The 17181-nt window shown below is 70.1% G+C and carries 18 protein-coding genes, 1 pseudogene and 1 riboswitch; of the genes and pseudogenes, 10 read left to right on the forward strand and 9 right to left on the reverse strand.

Annotated elements, in window-relative coordinates:
- Together G3573_RS22010 and G3573_RS11565 are read left to right on the forward strand one after the other, a co-directional pair.
- A partial coding sequence (locus G3573_RS22010; protein ID WP_205598212.1) for a hypothetical protein occupies positions 1–484 on the forward strand: 484 nt, incomplete at its 5' end.
- Between the two features lie 107 nt (positions 485–591).
- A complete protein-coding gene (locus G3573_RS11565) occupies positions 592–1218 on the forward strand; it encodes an Hsp20/alpha crystallin family protein (protein ID WP_163261242.1) in 627 nt (208 codons plus the stop codon).
- Here G3573_RS11565 and G3573_RS11570 read toward each other — a convergent pair.
- The gene (locus tag G3573_RS11570) at positions 1215–1838 is read right to left on the reverse strand and encodes an FMN-binding negative transcriptional regulator (RefSeq protein ID WP_163261243.1); all 624 of its coding nucleotides are present in this window, start codon (positions 1836–1838) and stop codon (positions 1215–1217) included. The genes G3573_RS11565 and G3573_RS11570 overlap by 4 nt on opposite strands.
- Before the next feature lie 88 nt (positions 1839–1926).
- On the opposite strand from G3573_RS11570, the gene G3573_RS11575 reads away from it, so the two are divergent.
- Complete coding sequence (locus tag G3573_RS11575) at positions 1927–3384, forward strand: M20 family peptidase (protein WP_163261244.1); 1458 nt, start codon at positions 1927–1929, stop codon at positions 3382–3384.
- Positions 3385–3462: 78 nt separating this feature from the next.
- Here G3573_RS11575 and G3573_RS11580 read toward each other — a convergent pair whose 3' ends face one another.
- On the reverse strand, positions 3463–4263 hold the full coding sequence (locus G3573_RS11580) for a hypothetical protein (protein WP_163261245.1): 801 nt from the start codon (positions 4261–4263) through the stop codon (positions 3463–3465).
- A gap of 144 nt (positions 4264–4407) precedes the next feature.
- Positions 4408–4504: riboswitch (glycine riboswitch) on the forward strand.
- A gap of 141 nt (positions 4505–4645) precedes the next feature.
- Between G3573_RS11580 and gcvT the strand changes: the two genes are divergently transcribed.
- From gcvT to gcvPB, 4 genes are all read left to right on the forward strand, one after another.
- Positions 4646–5764, forward strand: coding sequence for a glycine cleavage system aminomethyltransferase GcvT (gcvT, locus tag G3573_RS11585; RefSeq protein WP_163261246.1), 1119 nt, complete (start codon positions 4646–4648; stop codon positions 5762–5764).
- 12 nt (positions 5765–5776) lie between these two features.
- Complete coding sequence (gcvH, locus tag G3573_RS11590; protein ID WP_163261247.1) at positions 5777–6142, forward strand: glycine cleavage system protein GcvH; 366 nt, start codon at positions 5777–5779, stop codon at positions 6140–6142.
- Between the two features lie 96 nt (positions 6143–6238).
- On the forward strand, positions 6239–7582 hold the full coding sequence (gene gcvPA, locus G3573_RS11595; RefSeq protein WP_163261248.1) for an aminomethyl-transferring glycine dehydrogenase subunit GcvPA: 1344 nt from the start codon (positions 6239–6241) through the stop codon (positions 7580–7582).
- A complete protein-coding gene (gcvPB, locus tag G3573_RS11600; RefSeq protein ID WP_163261249.1) occupies positions 7579–9150 on the forward strand; it encodes an aminomethyl-transferring glycine dehydrogenase subunit GcvPB in 1572 nt (523 codons plus the stop codon). Before gcvPA ends, gcvPB begins: the two co-directional genes overlap by 4 nt.
- Positions 9151–9221: 71 nt before the next feature.
- Here gcvPB and G3573_RS11605 read toward each other — a convergent pair whose 3' ends face one another.
- A complete protein-coding gene (locus G3573_RS11605; protein ID WP_205598213.1) occupies positions 9222–10484 on the reverse strand; it encodes a DUF2382 domain-containing protein in 1263 nt (420 codons plus the stop codon).
- 456 nt (positions 10485–10940) lie between these two features.
- Here G3573_RS11605 and G3573_RS11615 point away from each other — a divergent pair, with 456 nt between their 5' ends.
- Both G3573_RS11615 and G3573_RS11620 read left to right on the forward strand, forming a co-directional pair.
- Entirely contained in the window at positions 10941–11384 is a 444-nt protein-coding gene (locus G3573_RS11615; protein ID WP_240454645.1) for a hypothetical protein, read from the forward strand.
- Positions 11385–11507: 123 nt separating this feature from the next.
- A complete protein-coding gene (locus tag G3573_RS11620; protein WP_205598214.1) occupies positions 11508–11996 on the forward strand; it encodes a DUF6789 family protein in 489 nt (162 codons plus the stop codon).
- Positions 11997–12008: 12 nt separating this feature from the next.
- Here the strand turns inward: G3573_RS11620 and G3573_RS11625 are convergent, their stop codons facing one another.
- The 5 genes from G3573_RS11625 to G3573_RS11645 all read right to left on the reverse strand — a co-directional run bounded on the left by G3573_RS11625 (position 12009) and on the right by G3573_RS11645 (position 14622).
- Positions 12009–12500 (reverse strand): ATP F0F1 synthase subunit B, encoded by a 492-nt coding sequence (locus G3573_RS11625; RefSeq protein ID WP_163261250.1) that lies wholly within the window; start codon positions 12498–12500, stop codon positions 12009–12011.
- Positions 12501–12514: 14 nt separating this feature from the next.
- Positions 12515–13093, reverse strand: coding sequence for a hypothetical protein (locus G3573_RS11630; protein WP_163261251.1), 579 nt, complete (start codon positions 13091–13093; stop codon positions 12515–12517).
- Between the two features lie 90 nt (positions 13094–13183).
- On the reverse strand, positions 13184–13408 hold the full coding sequence (locus tag G3573_RS11635; protein ID WP_163261252.1) for a F0F1 ATP synthase subunit C: 225 nt from the start codon (positions 13406–13408) through the stop codon (positions 13184–13186).
- A gap of 49 nt (positions 13409–13457) precedes the next feature.
- A complete protein-coding gene (locus G3573_RS11640; protein ID WP_163261253.1) occupies positions 13458–14219 on the reverse strand; it encodes a F0F1 ATP synthase subunit A in 762 nt (253 codons plus the stop codon).
- Positions 14220–14259: 40 nt separating this feature from the next.
- Positions 14260–14622 (reverse strand): AtpZ/AtpI family protein, encoded by a 363-nt coding sequence (locus G3573_RS11645; protein ID WP_163261254.1) that lies wholly within the window; start codon positions 14620–14622, stop codon positions 14260–14262.
- A gap of 254 nt (positions 14623–14876) precedes the next feature.
- Between G3573_RS11645 and G3573_RS11650 the strand changes: the two genes are divergently transcribed.
- The gene (locus G3573_RS11650; protein ID WP_163261255.1) at positions 14877–16331 is read left to right on the forward strand and encodes a hypothetical protein; all 1455 of its coding nucleotides are present in this window, start codon (positions 14877–14879) and stop codon (positions 16329–16331) included.
- 11 nt (positions 16332–16342) lie between these two features.
- Here G3573_RS11650 and G3573_RS11655 read toward each other — a convergent pair.
- A pseudogene (locus G3573_RS11655) lies at positions 16343–17181 on the reverse strand (chromosome segregation protein SMC); the annotation flags it as partial.

Raw genomic sequence — 17181 nt, forward strand, 5'->3', positions numbered from 1 at the left:
GGCCAAGGCGGCTGCGCCGAAGGCCGCCGCTGCGAAGCCGGCCGCCAAGGCCGCCGCCAACGGCGACGCCAAGAAGGCGCCGGCCAAGGCCGCCGCCGCCAAGGCTGCTCCGGCCAAGGCCGCGGCTCCGAAGGCCGCCGCCAAGCCGAAGGCCGCCGCTGCGAAGCCGGCCGCCAAGGCCGCCGTCGTGGAAGCGCCGAAGCCGGTCGAGGCCCCCAAGGTCGAGGCGGTGATCGCCGAAGCCCCGAAGGTCGAGGCCGCGAAGGTCGAAGCCGCCAAGGTCGAGGCCAAGGTCGAAGCGGCCAAGCCGGTCGAGGCTCCGAAGCCGGTCGAAGCTCCGAAGCCGGTCGAGGCCGCCAAGGTCGAAGCGAAGCCCGAGCCGGCGCCCGCCGCCAAGCTCGACGCGCCGCGCGAATACGGCAAGTCGAAGAAGTCCGGCGGCTTCTTCTCGCAGCTGCTGAGCATGCTGACCGGCAAGCGCTGAACCGCCGGGCCGGGGAACAACCGGTCGGGATCGACGATTTGCGAGGCGGGCGGGGTCAGACCCCGCCCGCCTTTCATTTTTCCGTCGAGCTGTCGCAGGAGGCCGCCTTGGCCGACCCCGATCCCCGCCGCCCCGAAACCCAGGGCCTGCCGTCGCGCGAGCCTGGCCGCGTCGAGGGCGGCCGCTCCCCAGAGGACCGCAGCTTCCAGGGCGGCCGCGACCTGGCCCAGAGCGGCCGGCGCGCGGTCGACCGCGGCGCCGAGATGTGGCGTCAGTCCATGCACCCGCTGGCCCTGATGCAGTCGGAGATGACCCGCTGGTTCGACGACCTGTGGCGCCAGGGCTGGACTGGCGGCGCCATGACGCCGGCCGGCTTCCGCGGCGCCGGCGGCCTGGGCTTTCCGACCGCCGACCTGCGCGAGACCGACCGCGCCTACACGCTGGCGGTCGAGCTGCCCGGCCTGAAGCCGGAGGACGTCGAGCTGAGCGTGGACGGCGACATGCTGACCGTGCGCGGCGCCAAGTCCGAGGAGCGTGACGAGGGCGAGGGCGCCTGGCACGTCAGCGAGCGCCGCTTCGGCCGCTTCGAGCGCATGTTCCAGCTGCCGCGCGACGTGGACGCCGGAAACATCCAGGCCAGCTGCCGCCACGGCGTGCTGCGCGTGACCCTGCCCAAGCGCGGCGGAACGCCCGAGAGCCGGCGTCGGATCGAGGTGAAGGGGGAGGGGCGCTAGGCCTCACGCTCCTGCATCAGCTCCGCCGTCATGCGGTCGCGCGGATCCTCCGACGCGGCCAGGCCGGCGATCACGCCCAGGCGGTCGTTCAGCGGCTTGTTCTGCGACAGCTTGCGCTGGGCCTCGACCCGGGTGATCGCCAGCTCCACGCCGACGATGCCGCTCAGCAGCCGCTCGAGATAGTCGGCCGGGGCGTCGCTCACGCGCCAGGGCGTGGGGCGGCCGGCTTCGTGCAGGTCGGTCAGGCGCTCCAGTAGGTCCAGCAGGCGCGCGCGGTCGTCGAACCAGCTGAGCCGCCCGTGAACGTGCGCCGCTTCGTAGTTCCAGGTCGGCACCTGGCGGCCGTGCTCCGCCTTTGACGGATAGAAGTCGGGCGAGACGTAGCCGTCGGCGCCCGTGAACACCGCCAGCGCCTCGCCGTCGCCGCTCGCCGCCTGCTGCGGATTGGCCCGCGCTACATGCCCCACCAGCACGTTGCGCTGGCGGTCGAACACGAAGGGCAGGTGGGTGGCGATCAGGCCGCCCGGGCCGTGGGTGACCAGCAAACCCAGCCGCGCGCGGCCGATGACGGCGGCGATCTGGTCGGGGTCGGTTTCGGCGAAGGCGGCGGGCGCGAACATGCGCGCCGTTCTACACCGTTGTGGAATTGCTGGGGGTCACACTAAGCTTCGCATTGTCACCATCGGGGAGGGGACAATGAAGGGCTTGATGCGGAGCGTCGCGTTCGCGGCTTTGGGTGCGGTGGTTCTGGGCGGGGGCGTGGTCGCCTGGCGCACGGCCACCTTCGAAGCGCCGGCGAGCGCCCAGGCCGTGCCGCTGGCCCCGGCCGTGGCGGTCGACGCCGAGGCGGCGGCGCGCCGTCTGGGGGAATCGATCCGCTTCCAGACGGTCAACAACCAGAACCCCGCCGACAACCGCTGGGAAGAGTGGGACAAGCTGCACGCGTGGCTTGAGACCAGCTATCCGGCCGCCCACAAGGCCATGACCCGCGAGATCGTGGGCAACCGCACCCTGGTCTACAGCTGGCCCGGCTCCGATCCGAAGCTGGAGCCGATCATCCTGATGGCCCACCAGGACGTGGTGCCGATCACCGCCGGTTCGGAAAAGGACTGGAAGCACGCGCCGTTCGGCGGCGAGCTGGCCGACGGCTACGTCTGGGGCCGCGGCGCGGTCGACGACAAGGGCTCGCTGATCGCCCTGTTCGAGGCCATGGAGACGCTGGCCGCCCAGGGCTACGCCCCCAAGCGCACCATCTACCTGGTGTCCGGCGCCGACGAGGAGACCCGTGCGGGCGGGGCCAAGGTCGCCGCCGACCTGCTCAAGCAGCGCGGCGTGAAGGCCTGGTTCGTGCTGGACGAAGGCTTCAGCGGCACCACCAAGGACCCGCTGACCGGCAAGGCGGTGGCCCGCATCCTGGTCGCCGAGAAGGGCTACGCCACCCTGCGCGTGACCGCGGAGGCCGAAGGCGGCCACTCCTCGGCTCCGCCGCGCGAGACCGCGGTGGTCAGCCTGGCCAAGGCGGTGACCCGCATCGCCGAGCGGCCGTATCCGACCCGCATCGACGGCGCGGTCAGCCAAGGCTACCAGGCGCTGGTCCCGCAGGCCTCGTTCCAGGACCGGGTGATGCTGGCCAACCTGTGGCTGTTCGAGCCGTTCATGGCCCGCAAGCTGGAGAAGAGCCCGGCCGCCGCCGCGACCCTGCACACCACCATCGCGCCGACCATGCTGGAGGGTGCGCCGAAGGAGAACGTGCTGCCCCAGAAGGCCATCGCGCGGATCAACTTCCGCCTGGCCCCGGGCGACACCTCCGACAAGGTCATGGCCCGCTCCAAGGCGGCGGTGGCCGACCTGCCGGTCGAGCTGAGCTGGGAAAAGCCGCCGTTCGAGGCGACGGCGGTGTCGTCCACCACCTCCGACCCGTGGAAGATCCTGTCGACGCTGGTGGCCGACACCTCTGGAGCGACGGTCGCGCCGGGCCTGATGCGGGCGGGCACCGATTCCTGGTTCTTCCGCCCGATCGCGACCGACACCTACCTGTTCACGCCGGTCATCCTGTCTCCCGAAGAGGAGAAGATGGTCCACGGCACCAACGAGCGGGTGAGCGTGAAGGCGCTGGGCGAGATGGTCACCTTCTACTCGCGCCTGATCCGCACCGCGGCCGGCTGACCGCGGGCCAGCCGGGCTGGCCCCGGACGACATCCGATCACCAGGATCGGATGTCGTCCGGCAGATTTTGCATGAGCCTCACACGCCGCTCAGCGTGTGCACGAGGCGGGCGGCGTTGGGCAGGGACGGACCGTTGCGGTCGCGCGCCAGCAGGTTCTGCTGGAAGTTCCAGCGCAGCCCGATCGACACGGTGCTGCCCGAGAAGTCGTTGATGTCGTTGTCGAACTCTTCGTGCTGGAATTGCGCGAAGCCGCTGATCGGCATGTCGGGCATCTGGAACTCGGCCCCGAAGCCCAGCGTCCAGACGGTGCCGTTCTCGTCGAAGATGTGGCCGTTGAGGGCGGAAGCGTTGAGGTCGAAGCGCAGGTTCGGCTCAAGGAAGTAGCGCAGCTCGACCGAGCCGCCCCAGCCGTCCGACTTCGTGTCGTCGATCTTCACGTAGCCGAACGACCCGTAGACGCTGGTGTAGCCGAAGTAGTTCAGCCCCTCGACCCCGGCCGTCCAGCCGTTGGCGCTGCCGAAACTGAGATCGGTCGAGGCGTAGCCGGCGAAGGCGCCCAGCAGGCCGCTCTGGGAGCGGCTGTACACGTGGCCGCCGAACTCCGTGGTCATGTCGGAGTCGTCGCTGACCTCGGTCCAGCCGATCCGGGCGTCGCCCTGCGCGCCCCAGTTCGCGTCGCCGTAGACGCCGTCGCCGGCGACCGCGGCCGAGCCGCCGATGCTGAAGGTGTCGGTGTTCAGATTAGCGACGTCGGTGTCGAAGTCGGTCTCGCTGTAGCCTATGTCGACGAAGCCGACCGGCTCGCCCACCTTGGCCTGCGCCGCGGCCGCCAGGGCCATGGCGCTCAAAGCCACGCACGCACAAAGCGACCTGCGCATGGGATCCTCCCCCCAGAGATTGCACTTGGGAAAAACGCCCCGACCCGTGGCGCTTGAACGCCTGACGGCTGAGCTTTGTTCCCGCCAAGCTTCGCGCGCCTGCGTCGCGCTTGACTCCCAAGGGGGCCTCGCACAGTTTCCGCGCCGACTCCCGCGGGAGAGTTCGGCCGTCTTCGGAGGGTCGACGCCGAAGGCGCAACCGCCCCGGAAACGCTCAGGCCCAAAGGACCGCGGGGGCCGGTAGACACGCTGGAAAGCAGGCCGTGCAAGCGGCCTCGCCGAAGGAGCAAGGGCGACCCGTCGCTCGGAATCTCTCAGGCCGTCAGGACAGCGGGGGCGTATCGACGGGCGAGGACCGTCCGCGCGTCTACTGGAAGGGCCGATGACCGAAGCAACAATGAAACGCACGCCGCTCTACGCCGCCCACGTGGCGCTGGGCGCGCGCATGGTGCCGTTCGCCGGCTACGAGATGCCGGTGCAGTACGAGGGCGTGCTGGCCGAGCACCGCTGGACCCGCGAGCACGCCGGCCTGTTCGACGTCTCGCACATGGGCCAGGCCAAGCTGCGCGGCGCCGCCCCGCTGGCCAGCTTCGAGAAGCTGGTGCCCGGCGACTACATCGGCCTGAAGGAAGGCAAGCAGCGCTACTCCGTGCTGCTGTCGCCGGAAGGCGGCATGCTCGACGACCTGATGGCCGGCCGCCCGGACGGCGACGGCCTCTACGTGGTGGTCAACGCCGCCTGCAAGGACGCCGACTTCGCCCTGATCGAAAGCGAGCTGGGCGCCGAAGCCACCCTGGAGCGCCTGGAAGACCGCGCCCTGCTGGCCATCCAGGGCCCCGAGGCCGTGGACGTCATGGTCAAGCACGAGCCGAAGCTGGCCGAGCTGGGCTTCATGGAATGCGGCGTGTTCGACCTGTTCGGCGCCAAGTGCTTCGTCTCGCGCTCGGGCTACACCGGCGAAGACGGCTACGAGATCTCCATCCCGGCCGACAAGGCCGAGGCCGCCTGGAACGCCCTGCTGGCCGACGCCCGCGTGAAGGCCATCGGCCTGGGCGCGCGCGACAGCCTGCGCCTGGAAGCCGGCCTGCCGCTGTACGGCCACGACGCCGACGAGACCACCTCGCCGGTCGAGGCCGCCCTGACCTTCGCCCTGTCCAAGCGCCGCAAGGAGGCCCGCGACTTCAAGGGCGCCGAGCGCATCATGGCCGAGCTGGGGGGCGCCGCTTCGCGCGTCCGCGTCGGCCTGTCCGTGCTGGAAGGCGCGCCGGCCCGCGAAGGCGCCGAGATCGCCGACGCCGACGGCAAGGTCGTCGGCAAGGTCACCAGCGGCGGCCCGTCGCCGACGCTGGGCCGCAACATCGCCATGGGCTACGTGCCGCCGTCGCTGTCGGCGCTCGGCACCCGCCTGAACGTCATCGTGCGCGGCAAGTCGCAGGCGGCCGAAGTGGTCGCCACGCCTTTCGTCGCTCAACGCTACTTCCGCAAAACCGCCACGGCCTGAGGGGTCTCAATCATGCGTTTCACCAAGGATCACGAGTGGGTCTCCGTCGACGGCGACGTGGCGACCGTGGGCATCACCAAGTACGCCGCCGACGCCCTGGGCGACGTGGTGTTCGTGGAAGTGCCGGACGCCGGCAAGGCCCTGTCGAAGGGCGACAGCTTCGCCGTCGTCGAGAGCGTGAAGGCGGCTTCGGACGTCTACGCCCCGGTGGCCGGTGAAGTGGTCGAGGGCAACGCCGCCCTGTCGGCCGCCCCGGAAACCGTCAACGCCGATCCGGAAGGCTCGGGCTGGTTCGCCAAGATCCGCGTCGCCAATGTCGCCGACGTGGACGCGCTGATGGACCGCGCCGCCTACGACGCCTACCTGGCCTCGCTCTAATTCCAGACCCGTCCGTCCTCGTCCCGCCTCGGAGCCCCGCGCGATCGCGCGAGGCCTGAGGCGGGGCGGGGACGACGGCGTTTCAGGGACCTCCCCATGCGTTACCTCCCCCTCAGCGCCGACGATCGGGCCCAGATGCTCGACGTGATCGGCGCCAAGTCGATCGACGACCTGTTCGTCGACGTGCCGGCCGCGGCGCGTCGTTCGGGCACGGTCGACCTGCCGGCCCACGCCGGCGAACTGGAAGTCGAGCGCGAGCTCGCCGCCCTGGCCGCCAAGAACACCGCCGCGGGCTCCGTGCCGTTCTTCTGCGGCGCCGGCGCCTACAAGCACCACGTGCCGGCCACCGTGGACCACATCATCCAGCGGTCGGAATTCCTGACCAGCTACACGCCCTACCAGCCGGAAATCGCGCAGGGCACGCTGCAGGTCCTGTTCGAGTTCCAGACCCAGGTCGCCAACCTGACCGGCATGGATGTGGCCAACGCCTCCATGTACGACGGCTCGACCGCCACCGGCGAAGCCGTGCTGATGGCCGCCCGCGTCACCCGCCGCAAGAAGGCGGTGCTGTCGCCGGGCCTGCACCCGCACTACGTCGGCACCACCGAGACCCTGGCGCACGCCGTGGGTATCGAGACCGTCACCCTGGGCGCCAAGGTCGACGCCGAGGCCGACGTGATCGCCGCCATCGACGCCGACACCGCCTGCGTGGTCGTCCAGACCCCGAACGTGTTCGGCACCGCCACCGACGTGACCAAGATCGCCGAAGCGGCCCACGCCGCCGGCGCGCTGGTGATCGTGGTCGTCACCGAGGTGATGTCGCTGGGCCTGCTGAAGGACCCGGGCTCCATGGGCGCCGACATCGTCGCGGCCGAAGGCCAGTCGATCGGCAACGCCCTGAACTTCGGCGGTCCCTACGTCGGCCTGTTCGCCGCCAAGGAGAAGCTGACCCGCCAGATGCCGGGCCGCCTCTGCGGTGAGACCGTCGACGCCGAGGGCCGCCGCGGCTTCGTGCTGACGCTCTCGACCCGCGAGCAGCACATCCGCCGCGACAAGGCGACCTCGAACATCTGCACCAACTCAGGGCTCTGCTCGCTGGCCTTCACCATCCACATGTCCCTCCTCGGCGAGAAGGGCCTGCGGCAGGTGGCGGCGATCAACCACGCCAACGCCCGCAAGCTGAAGGACGCCCTGTCCTCGGTGAAGGGCGTCGAGGTGCTGACCCCGCGCTTCTTCAACGAGTTCGCGGTTCGCCTGCCCAAGCCCGCCGCCGGCGTGGTCGAGGCCCTGGCGAAGAAGGGCGTGCTGGGCGGGGTTCCGTTCTCGCGCCTCGACCCGAAGGCGGGTCTGGACGACGTGCTGCTGGTCACGGCCACCGAGGTCACGACCGACGCCGACATCAACGAATTCAAGTCCAAGCTGGCCGAGGTGCTGTCGTGAGCATGGTCAATGTCGGCCGCCCCACGCGGCCTGAAGGTTCCACCACCGAGACCCGTCCCGCCACCCTCACGGGCGGCCGAGGCCTGCTGCAGGACGAAGCGCTGATCTTCGAACTGGGCGGCTGGGACAAGACGGGCGTGGACATGCCCCAACCGGCGCTGGACGCCTCGGACCTGGGCGACCTGGTCCGCAAGGACCCGATCGGCCTGCCGGGCCTGTCGGAGCCGGAGGCCATGCGCCACTATGTGCGCCTGAGCCAGAAGAACCACGCCATCGACCTGGCGCTGTATCCGCTGGGCTCGTGCACCATGAAGCACAACCCGCGCCTGAACGAGAAGATGGCCCGCCTGCCGGGCTTCTCGGACGTGCACCCGCTGCAGCCGCAGTCGACCGTGCAGGGCGCGATCGAGCTGATGGACCGCCTGGCCCACTGGCTGAAGACCCTGACCGGTATGCCGGCGGTGGCCCTGTCGCCGAAGGCCGGCGCCAACGGCGAGCTGTGCGGCCTCTTGGCCATCCACGCCGCCCACGACGCCAAGGGCGACCACGCCCGCCGCGTCGTGCTGTGCCCGACCTCGGCCCACGGCACCAACCCCGCCACCGCCGCCTTCGTGGGCTATTCGGTGCGCGAGATCGCCCAGACCGAGGACGGCCGCGTCGACCTGAAGGACCTGGAAGCCAAGCTGGGGCCGGACGTGGCCGCCATCATGGTGACCAACCCGAACACCTGCGGCCTGTTCGAGCGCGACATCATGGAGATCTCGCGCCTGGCTCACGCCGCGGGCGCGTACTTCTACTGCGACGGCGCCAACTTCAACGCCATCGTCGGCCGGGTGCGCCCGGGCGACCTGGGCGTCGACGCCATGCACATCAACCTGCACAAGACCTTCTCCACGCCGCACGGCGGGGGCGGTCCGGGCGCGGGTCCGGTGGTGCTGTCCGAGGCTCTGGCGCCCTTTGCGCCGGCGCCGTGGGTGGTGTCGGGTTCGGACGGCTACAAGCTGGTCGAGTTCGAAGAAGCCGAAGCGGCTGACGCCTTCGGCCGCATGTGCGCCTTCCACGGCCAAATGGGCATGTACGTCCGCGCGCTCAGCTACATGATGAGCCACGGTTCGGACGGCCTGAAGCAGGTGGCCGAGGACGCCGTCCTCAACGCCAACTACATCAAGGCCCGCCTGCAGGGCGTCATGAGCCCGGCCTTCCCGGAAGGCCCGTGCATGCACGAAGCCCTGTTCGACGACAGCTGGCTGGAAGGCACCGGGGTGACCACGCTCGACTTCGCCAAGGCGATGATCGACGAGGGCTTCCACCCGATGACCATGTACTTCCCGCTGGTCGTCCACGGCGCGATGCTGATCGAGCCGACCGAGACCGAGTCCAAGTTCGAGCTGGACCGCTTCTGCGACGCCCTGCTGGCGCTCGCCGGCGCGGCCAAGGGCGGCGACACGGAACGCTTCAAGGGCGCGCCGTTCTACGCCCCGCTGCGTCGCCTGGACGAGACCCGCGCGGCCCGCCAGCCGAAGCTGCGCTGGACCTCCGAGCCGGGGGCCAACCTGGCCGCCGAGTAAGGCTTTCGGTTCACGCCGGAAAATAGGGAAGGGGCCGCCGAAGGGCGGCCCCTTTTCAGTTTGCGCTCAGCTCAGCGGCGCGGACGCGGCGCGTCCGGCGTGATCCGGTCCTCGCGCTGGCGACGGCGGCGCTCGGCGTCGGTTTCTTCGCGACGCTCCAGGCCTTCCTCGGCGCGGAAGGTGGACCGCTCGCGCAGGCCGAAGTCGTCCTCGACGTCGACCTCGGTGTGGCGGACGCTGTCGTCGATGTCCTCGCCGCGCATCTCGGCTTCCTTGCGGAGGATCAGTTCCTCGCGCACCCGGGCTTCCTTGCCGACGACGGCCTCTTCGCCCATCTCGCGGGCCTCGATCTCGCGCTCGCGGAACAGCTCCTCGCCGGCCGGACGGTCGGCCGCGCGCCGTTCGAGACGGACGCGTTCCTCGCGCAGATCCACGTGTTCGCGCACCGGGGTGGTGACGATGTAGGAGCGCACGCGCGCGTGGCCGCGCTCGACCTCGCGCTTGCCGACGACCAGACGCTCCTCGACGATCGGAATGGCCCGCTCCTCGCCGGCCTTAAGTTCGTCGCGGCCCTTCCAGCCGGCCTTCATCCACTCCGCGCGCCGCTTGTCGATGTCGACCGCGCGGGTGTCCTCCAGCGCCTGGATGGCGTTGTCGGCGCGCGCGTCGTCGACCTGCGCGCTGAGCAAGGCCCCGCCGCGGCGCAGGCCCTCCGCATAGGTCTGGCGGTCAGCCTCGGGCACAAAGAAGTCCTTCAGCGTCCCGAAGAAGCTGTGGTGATGGCCGGGGTCGCCGCGGGCCATGCTCTGGTCGGTGATGGTGATCTCTTCGGCGCGCACGCCGGCTGCGGCGAGGCGCGCCTTGGCCTCTTCGGCGTGCTGGCGCGTGTCGAAGAAGGCGGTGACGGTTCGGTTCATGGGGTACTCCTCAGCACTGACGGACGGCTCGTCCGGCTTTCCCCGTCGTTGGATCTCCGCCTCGGTCCGGCGCAGCGTCACGGGGGTGAGCGTGTGCTCGACGCGCCGGCGGCGGCGGATGCGGATCTCCTCTTTCAGGCGCAGCCGCTTCTCCACGACCACGACCTCTTCGACGACGGGCACGACCAGCACGTCGCCTTCCATGCGGACCTGCGGCGGCTGATCGACGTCGCGGTCGACGGGCACCCGTTCGACTTCGACGTCCTCGCGCGCCAGATCCGCTTCGATGTTCACGTCGCGCGTCCGCACGCGCGTGCGCACACGCACCCGCCCGGTCTCCACCGGGCGTTTGGACACCACCACGCGCTCTTCCACGAGGGGCAGGATCAGTTCGCCGGGATCGTCCTTGGCGGACATCGAGGCCGACCTTGCGTGTGGGTCATAGTGATGGGGACATCTAAGCGAACCCCTTGATCGCTCCCGGGTTCCTAGCGCCGAGACGCCTTTCCCGGCGCTGCCGCCTCGCGTTTGCGTGAGGGGCCGGCCGGCGTTCCACGGGCGGAACGCTGAAGGCGGAACCGGGCGTCTGGTGGCGGGGTTCAGCGGCTTCCATCTCTCGGGAAAGCCGGCGTCCACCGTCGGTGTGACGGAGACTGAGCGATGCGTGCTCCAGGCGTTCGAACGACGGCGCGGCTCCAGGCGGCGGGAGCGGCGTCCTCGAAATCACCCGCCGCCGGCCACAATCCCGCCCGTGAAATCTTCGTAACTGGGCGGCGTGCACCTTCCCTGGGCGCATGGCGTTCCACATATGCGGGGCGCCACCTCGCGGCCGCTCGGGCGTTCTGGGGGCCTGACCGACCTTCGGAGACGAGCTTGCTGCAGGCGATGACGTTCGGCCTCATCAGCGACAACGGGCGAGAGCGCGAGCGTCACGACACGCTGGCGGAAGGCTTGCGCCGCCTGATGCGTTTCCTGGTCATGCTGCTGGGCGCGGGGATCATGGTGCTCGGCTTCGCCATCGCGCCGCTGCCCGGCCCGTTCGGCCTGCCGATCGCGGTGGTCGGCATGATGCTGATCCTGCGCAATTCGATCTGGGCGAAGCGCAAGTTCATCAAGCTGCAGCACGCCCGCCCGAACTGGGTCTATCCGATCCGACGCCTGATGCGCCGCGAACCGGAGGTCGCCCCGGTGATGTGGCAGCAGACCCTGCGCACCGAGCGCCTGCTGCTGAACCGCGACGCGCGCTTCCTGGCCCGCACGCGCCGTCGGGTGGTGCGCTGGAAGCGCCGCCGCCGGGCCGAGCGCACCCGCAGCTAAGCCTTTAGCCCGCCTGAAGAATCCTTAATCCAGCCGACCGGCCCCCGCGGTTCTACCGCGGGGGCTTTTGGCGTACAGTCCGTCTCGCGCAGGTCGGGGGTCCTCAAACAGAGGCGACTTGCAATGAAAGGCGACATTGGCAAGGGCGTGGCGGCGGGCTTCGTCGCGACCCTGGCGCTCTCGGCCCTGATGGTCCTCAAAGACCTGCTCGGCCTGTTCCCCAAGATCGACCTGATAGCCCTGCTCAGCGGTTTCATCCACGCGCCGGCGGCGGTCGGGTGGGCCGTCCACCTGTTCATCGGTTCGGTGATATGGGGCGGGCTGTTCGGCCTTCTGGCCCTGAAGATCCCGGGCGCGACCGCAATCACCAAAGGCGTGCTGTTCGCGGTGGCGCTATGGCTGGTGATGCAGCTGATCGTGCTGCCGCTCACGCCTGCCGGCTTCTTCGGGATCGGCTTCGGCTTCTGGGCGCCGGTGGTGAACCTGGCGCTGCACGTGGTCTACGGCGCGGTCCTGGGCTCGGTCTACGCCATGCTGAAGGGGCACTGGCATGCAAAGAGCCCCACGGACGACGCCCGCGGGGCTCTCAGGTACACGCATTACACGCACTGAGGCGTGTGAAGATTAAGCGAGCTTGGAGGCGAGTTGCTCCACCGCGCCGTCGACCAGCGGGTCGGAGCGCTTGCCCTTCAGCCGCTTGGACAGCAGAGCCTCCGCCGCTTCGGCGGCGAGGTCGGCGGCCGCGGCCTTGACGTCGGCCGCCGCCTGCTGCTCGGCCAGAGCGATGCGACGCTCGGCCATCGCGGCGCGACGGGTCAGCTGCTCGTCCAGCTTGGCCTTGGCGTCGGCTTCAAGCCGCTTCGCTTCGGTTTCGGCTTCGGCGAGCATGGCCTTGGCCTGAGCCTCGGCTTCGACGCGCTGGGCCTTCAGTGAGGTCAGCAGGGCCTCGGCTTCCTGGCGGATGCGCACGGCCTGGTCGAGTTCGTCCTGGATCGAGGCGGCCTTGCCGTCCAGCGCGCCCAGCAGCTTCTGGGGCACCTTCAGGAAGACCAGCAGGCCGAAGAACACCAGCAGGCCGACGCCAACCCAGAATTCGGCTTCGGAGAACAGTTCCATAGGATCGGTCCCTCTTAGGCCGCGGCCTGGCCCAGCGCCGCGTCCACGTCCTCGCGGGTGGGGGCTTCGCCGGTCAGCTTCTCGGTGATCGCGGCGGCGGTGTCGCCGGCGATGGTGCGCACGTTCTTCATGGCCTTGTCGCGAGCGGCGCGGATGCGGGTCTCAGCCTGCTCCAGACGCTCGTTCAGGACGGCTTCTTCGGCGGCCTGGCGCTTGGCCGATTCGGCCGCGGCGCGAGCCTTGGCGTCGGCGGCGGTGCGCTGGGCGCGGCCGCGGGCCTCGGCCATTTCGGCCGCGGCGGCCTTGGCCTGGGCCTCCGCCTCGTCGCGGAGCGCGCGGGCGTTGGCGAGGTCTTCGGCGATCTTGGAGCCGCGGGCGTCGATGGCGCCGCGCATCTTCGGCACGAACAGCTTCGCCAGGGCGAAGTAGACGATCGCGAAGATCAGCAGCAGCCAGACGATCTGGCCGGCCCAGTGCTCGAACTGCAGCTGCGGCAGCCCGCCGCCGCCGTGGCCTTCGGCCTCGGCGTGACCGACGGTCTCGTGCACGTCTTGCGCCGCTTCCGGCGCGAGGGCTTCAGGCGCTGTGGCCATGGGGGACGAAGCTCCCTGGAAAAGCGACGAGGACGGCGCGGGGTCGCCAGATTGGCGCCCGCACCGTCCCCGACAAAGCGACTGCGCGGATTAACCGAACAGGATCAGGAAGGCGACGACGAGGGCGAAGATGCCCAGCGCTTCCGTCAGGGCCATGCCCAGGAACAGCATCGGGCGCTCGCCGGCGGCGGCCGACGGGTTGCGCAGGGCGCCGGCGAAGTAGTTGCCGAACATGACGCCCAGGCCGATGCCGGCGCCGATCATGCCCAGCATGGCCAGGCCCGCGCCGATGTACTTAGCGGCAGCAGCTTCCATCGATTTAACTCCCCTAGGATTTGCGATGGTGTGAGGTTTGGTCCGACCGTCAGTGCGAGTGCAGGTTGACGACGTCGTTGAGGTAGACGCAGGCCAGCACCGCGAAGACGAAGGCCTGCAGGAAGGCGACCATGAACTCGAGGGCGGTCAGGGCGACCACCGAGCTCAGGGCCAGCGCCGCGCCCGCCCAGCCGACCAGGCCGAACGCGCCCAGCGAGATGATGAAGCCGGCGAAGATCTTCAGGACCACGTGGCCGCCCAGCATGTTTCCGAAAAGACGGAGGGCGAGGGTGACCGGACGGATCAGGAAGGAGAGGAATTCGATGGGCACGATCAGCGGCAGCATCGCGATCGGGACGCCCGAGGGGACGAACAGCTTGAAGAAGCCCAGGCCGTTCCTCGCGAAGCCCACGCCGATCACCACCAGGATGGTCAGCAGGCCGAGCGTGCCGGTCACCGCCAGCTGCGAGGTCGCCGTGAAGCCGAGGAACATGCCGACCATGTTCATGCCGAGGATCAGCAGGAACAGGCTGAACACGAACGGGAAGTACTTGCGGCCGTCGTGGCCGATGATCGACTCCGCCAGGTTGTCGATCAGGCCGAACAGGCCTTCGCCGACCACCTGCAGGCGGCCCGGGACGACCTTGGCGCGCATGGAGGCGGCGCCGAAAACGCCCAGAACGAGGACGGCGGCGATCATGGTCGCCAGGGTCGAGTTGGTGATCGACAGATTGACCGGAACGCCCAGAACGTCGACGGTCGGCCCCGGCACGACGGTCTGGATCTGGAACTGGTGCATCGGATCGGCCATGGCCGACGACCCTCTCTATTAAAGCACGGGCGCGCCGAACTCAGCGCGCCGCGTCGTCCTCGTCCTCGTCGTCGAAGGGGACCGACGGAGCGATCCCGTGTTCTTCCGTCGCCTTGGCGCTCATCCGGCTCGCCGTTTGCACGACGAGATAGACGCCGATCCCGGTGCCCAGCAGCGTTCCGGCGATCATCCCCCACGGGGCGACGCCGGCGTACCGGTCCAGGAGCCAGCCAAGGCCCAGGCCGCACAAGAGGCCGCCGATGAGCTCGGCCACCATCTGGTAACCGACGCTCGTCACGTCCTCGCCGTAGCGCTTCGGCTTGCGCTGGGTCCGCGCTTCAAGCGTCTCGAGGCGTTCCCCGAGTTGCTTGAGCGCTTCCTCGTCAGAAGGGCGCTTCGGCATGGCGACAACAGAAAACCGGCCGTTCCGCCGGGTGGCGAAGCGGCCGTCTTCGAACGCGGCGGAACCTATAGGGGGCGCCCTTCTACGTCAAGGCGCGGTTGCGCTGCGGTAACGTCATGATTTCACGACAAAAATCGCGCCCGCGACGTGTTGTCCGGCGCCGCGACTCAAGCGTGCGGGCCGTGGATGTGCGCTCCGGGGTCGACTGGAAGCGTGGCCTTGACGCAAAGTCCTCGTCGGGGAAGGGCGAAGCGATGAGAATCAGGCTGACGGCCGCGGTGGCGGCGGCGGGCGTGTGGTTGGCGGTTGGATCCTCCGCCGTCGCGCAGACGGCCGACCCGACGTGTCTCGAGCTGACCGAGCGGTTGCGTGGGCAGGACTTCGTCGGCGCCGATCGTTACGGCCGGGTCGACTACTTCTATCGGCTCTGGATCGCCGACCGGGCGACCGAGGCGCGCCGGCTGCCGGGGCCGGAAGGGCTGCGCGAGAACACGATCGAGCGCCTGGGCGTGACCTGCGCCGCCTCGCCGCGCGAGGCGCTGCAGTTCCTGGTCCGCACCTTCGCGGCCGACGGCGACCTCGACGGGGCCCGCCAGGCGGCGCAGCGCCAAGTGGAGATCGCCGCCAATTCGGGGGCGCTGGAGAACGCCCGGCGCGATCTCGCCATGGTGCTGGTGGCTCGAGGCGACGAGGCGGGCGCGCTGGTCGAGATGCGCCGCGTGCGCGCCGAGCTCTCCGACCCGGCTCTGTTGATGGACGCCTACGAGTGGGGCGCCGCCGGCAGCATGATCTTCGGTTACGGCTCGCCGACCCAGCTAGCGCTGCTGGAAGGGGCCGCGCGCAACGGCCGGCTGCGGCTGACGCAACCGCGTCAGAGTTGGGAAACGCCCGAGGTGGACCTCGCGCAGGCCCTCAGCGAACTGGGCGAGCGCCGACGCAACCGGGGCGAGGGCGACAAGGCGGTCGGCGCCTACGCGGAAGCGACGGCCCTGCTGGCCGCCCGCGCCGAGGAGCTGCGGCGCAAGCGGCCGTTCGGCTGGGAAACCGAGCTCACCGGCGTCGAGGACCTGCTGTCGGAGGCCTATACGGGGCTGACCGAATCGGCCGCCGCGAAGGGTGACCGGGCGCAAACGGTGAAGGCCGCGGAGGCCGGCGTCGCCCTGTTCGCGGGGCAGAAGTTCGCCGCGCCCGGAAGCGGGATTGCGGGCCAGATCGCGAGCCGCCGGTTCAGCGGTGACGCCACCGCCCGCCCGGCCGCGAAGCGTCTCGAACGCACGGCCGACGCCCTGCTCGTCGTCGATGAGGCGGGCTTCGCCGCGCGGCTCTACGAGGCGGAGGCGAACATCTTCGCCGAGGATCCGTCGCGCGTCGCCGACCTGGGACGCGCCTATACGCGCCTGGCCTCCGCGCGCCGCATGCAGGGCGATCTTGCGGGCGCGGGCGAGGCGGTGGAGCTGGCCGGTAAGGCCCTGGCCTACGGCGTGTCGGGCGAGCGTCGCTCCGTCGGCCCGTCCTCCTTCAGCTCGGAGCGTGCGGCCCTGCTCTTGGAAAAGGCGCAGATCTCGGCGGCCCAGGGCGATCGGGACGGGGCCTGCCGCATGCTCGATGAGGCGACAGGCCTGCTGCCCAGACCGAACGACTGGCCGGAGGACAAGAAGGTCGCGCAGGGCGTCGCCGCCGTCCGCGCATCGGTCTGCCCGACGAGCTGAAAAGCCGCGCCCTACTGCGCCGCCACCATCTCCTCGGCGGTGCTCAGGTCGACGGAGACCAGCTGGGAGACGCCGCGCTCGGCCATGGTGACGCCGAACAGGCGGTCCATGCGGGCCATGGTCACCGGGTTGTGGGTGATGGCCACGAAGCGGGTGTTGGTGCGCGCGCGCATCTCGGCCAGCATCCGGCAGAAGCGGTCGACGTTGGCGTCGTCCAGCGGCGCGTCGACTTCGTCCAGCACGCAGATCGGGGCCGGGTTGGCCAGGAACACGCCGAAGATCAGGGCCGCGGCGGTCAGGGCCTGCTCGCCGCCCGACATCAGGCTCATGGTCGCCAGCCGCTTGCCCGGCGGGCAGGCGTAGATCTCCAGGCCGGCCTCCAGCGGGTCTTCCGACTCGACCAGGCGCAGCTCCGCCTGACCGCCGCCGAACAGGGCCTGGAAGAGGGTCTGGAAGTGGCCGTTGATGACCTCGAAGGCGGCCAGCAGGCGCTCGCGGCCCTCGGCGTTCAGCTCGTCGATGCCGTCGCGCAGCTTGGCGATGGCGGTCGTCAGGTCGGCGCGTTCCGAGCGCATCGAGTTCAGGCGCTGCTGGTACTCGTTGGCCTCTTCCTCGGCCCGCAGGTTGACGGCGCCGAGCGCCTCGCGCTCGCGCTCCAGGCCGTAGAGCAGGGACTCCGCGCCGGCGGCGTCGGCCGGCTGGGCGATGGCCTCTTCCTTGAGCTTCTTGCCCAGCTCCTCGGGCGACATGTGCACGGTCTCGCGCACGTGGGTCTCGACCTCGGCCAGGCGCGTGCCGGCGGCCTCGTCGCGGGCCTCGGCCCCGGCGCGCTTCTCGCGGGCTTCGGAGG

Origin of the sequence: Caulobacter sp. 17J65-9, assembly GCF_010975005.1 — a bacterium.
GTDB lineage: Bacteria > Pseudomonadota > Alphaproteobacteria > Caulobacterales > Caulobacteraceae > 17J80-11.

Excerpts from the sequence above, each read along its gene's own strand:
- G3573_RS11630 (WP_163261251.1), bottom strand. The coding sequence starts at position 13,093 with ATGGCCACAGCGCCTGAAGCCCTCGCGCCGGAAGCGGCGCAAGACGTG.
- G3573_RS11625 (WP_163261250.1), bottom strand. The coding sequence starts at position 12,500 with ATGGAACTGTTCTCCGAAGCCGAATTCTGGGTTGGCGTCGGCCTGCTG.
- G3573_RS11650 (WP_163261255.1), top strand. The coding sequence starts at position 14,877 with ATGAGAATCAGGCTGACGGCCGCGGTGGCGGCGGCGGGCGTGTGGTTG.
- G3573_RS11570 (WP_163261243.1), bottom strand. The coding sequence starts at position 1,838 with ATGTTCGCGCCCGCCGCCTTCGCCGAAACCGACCCCGACCAGATCGCC.
- G3573_RS11620 (WP_205598214.1), top strand. The coding sequence starts at position 11,508 with ATGAAAGGCGACATTGGCAAGGGCGTGGCGGCGGGCTTCGTCGCGACC.
- G3573_RS11605 (WP_205598213.1), bottom strand. The coding sequence starts at position 10,484 with ATGTCCGCCAAGGACGATCCCGGCGAACTGATCCTGCCCCTCGTGGAA.
- G3573_RS11640 (WP_163261253.1), bottom strand. The coding sequence starts at position 14,219 with ATGGCCGATCCGATGCACCAGTTCCAGATCCAGACCGTCGTGCCGGGG.
- G3573_RS11635 (WP_163261252.1), bottom strand. The coding sequence starts at position 13,408 with ATGGAAGCTGCTGCCGCTAAGTACATCGGCGCGGGCCTGGCCATGCTG.
- gcvH (WP_163261247.1), top strand. The coding sequence starts at position 5,777 with ATGCGTTTCACCAAGGATCACGAGTGGGTCTCCGTCGACGGCGACGTG.
- gcvT (WP_163261246.1), top strand. The coding sequence starts at position 4,646 with ATGACCGAAGCAACAATGAAACGCACGCCGCTCTACGCCGCCCACGTG.
- G3573_RS11580 (WP_163261245.1), bottom strand. The coding sequence starts at position 4,263 with ATGCGCAGGTCGCTTTGTGCGTGCGTGGCTTTGAGCGCCATGGCCCTG.
- G3573_RS11645 (WP_163261254.1), bottom strand. The coding sequence starts at position 14,622 with ATGCCGAAGCGCCCTTCTGACGAGGAAGCGCTCAAGCAACTCGGGGAA.
- gcvPA (WP_163261248.1), top strand. The coding sequence starts at position 6,239 with ATGCGTTACCTCCCCCTCAGCGCCGACGATCGGGCCCAGATGCTCGAC.
- G3573_RS11575 (WP_163261244.1), top strand. The coding sequence starts at position 1,927 with ATGCGGAGCGTCGCGTTCGCGGCTTTGGGTGCGGTGGTTCTGGGCGGG.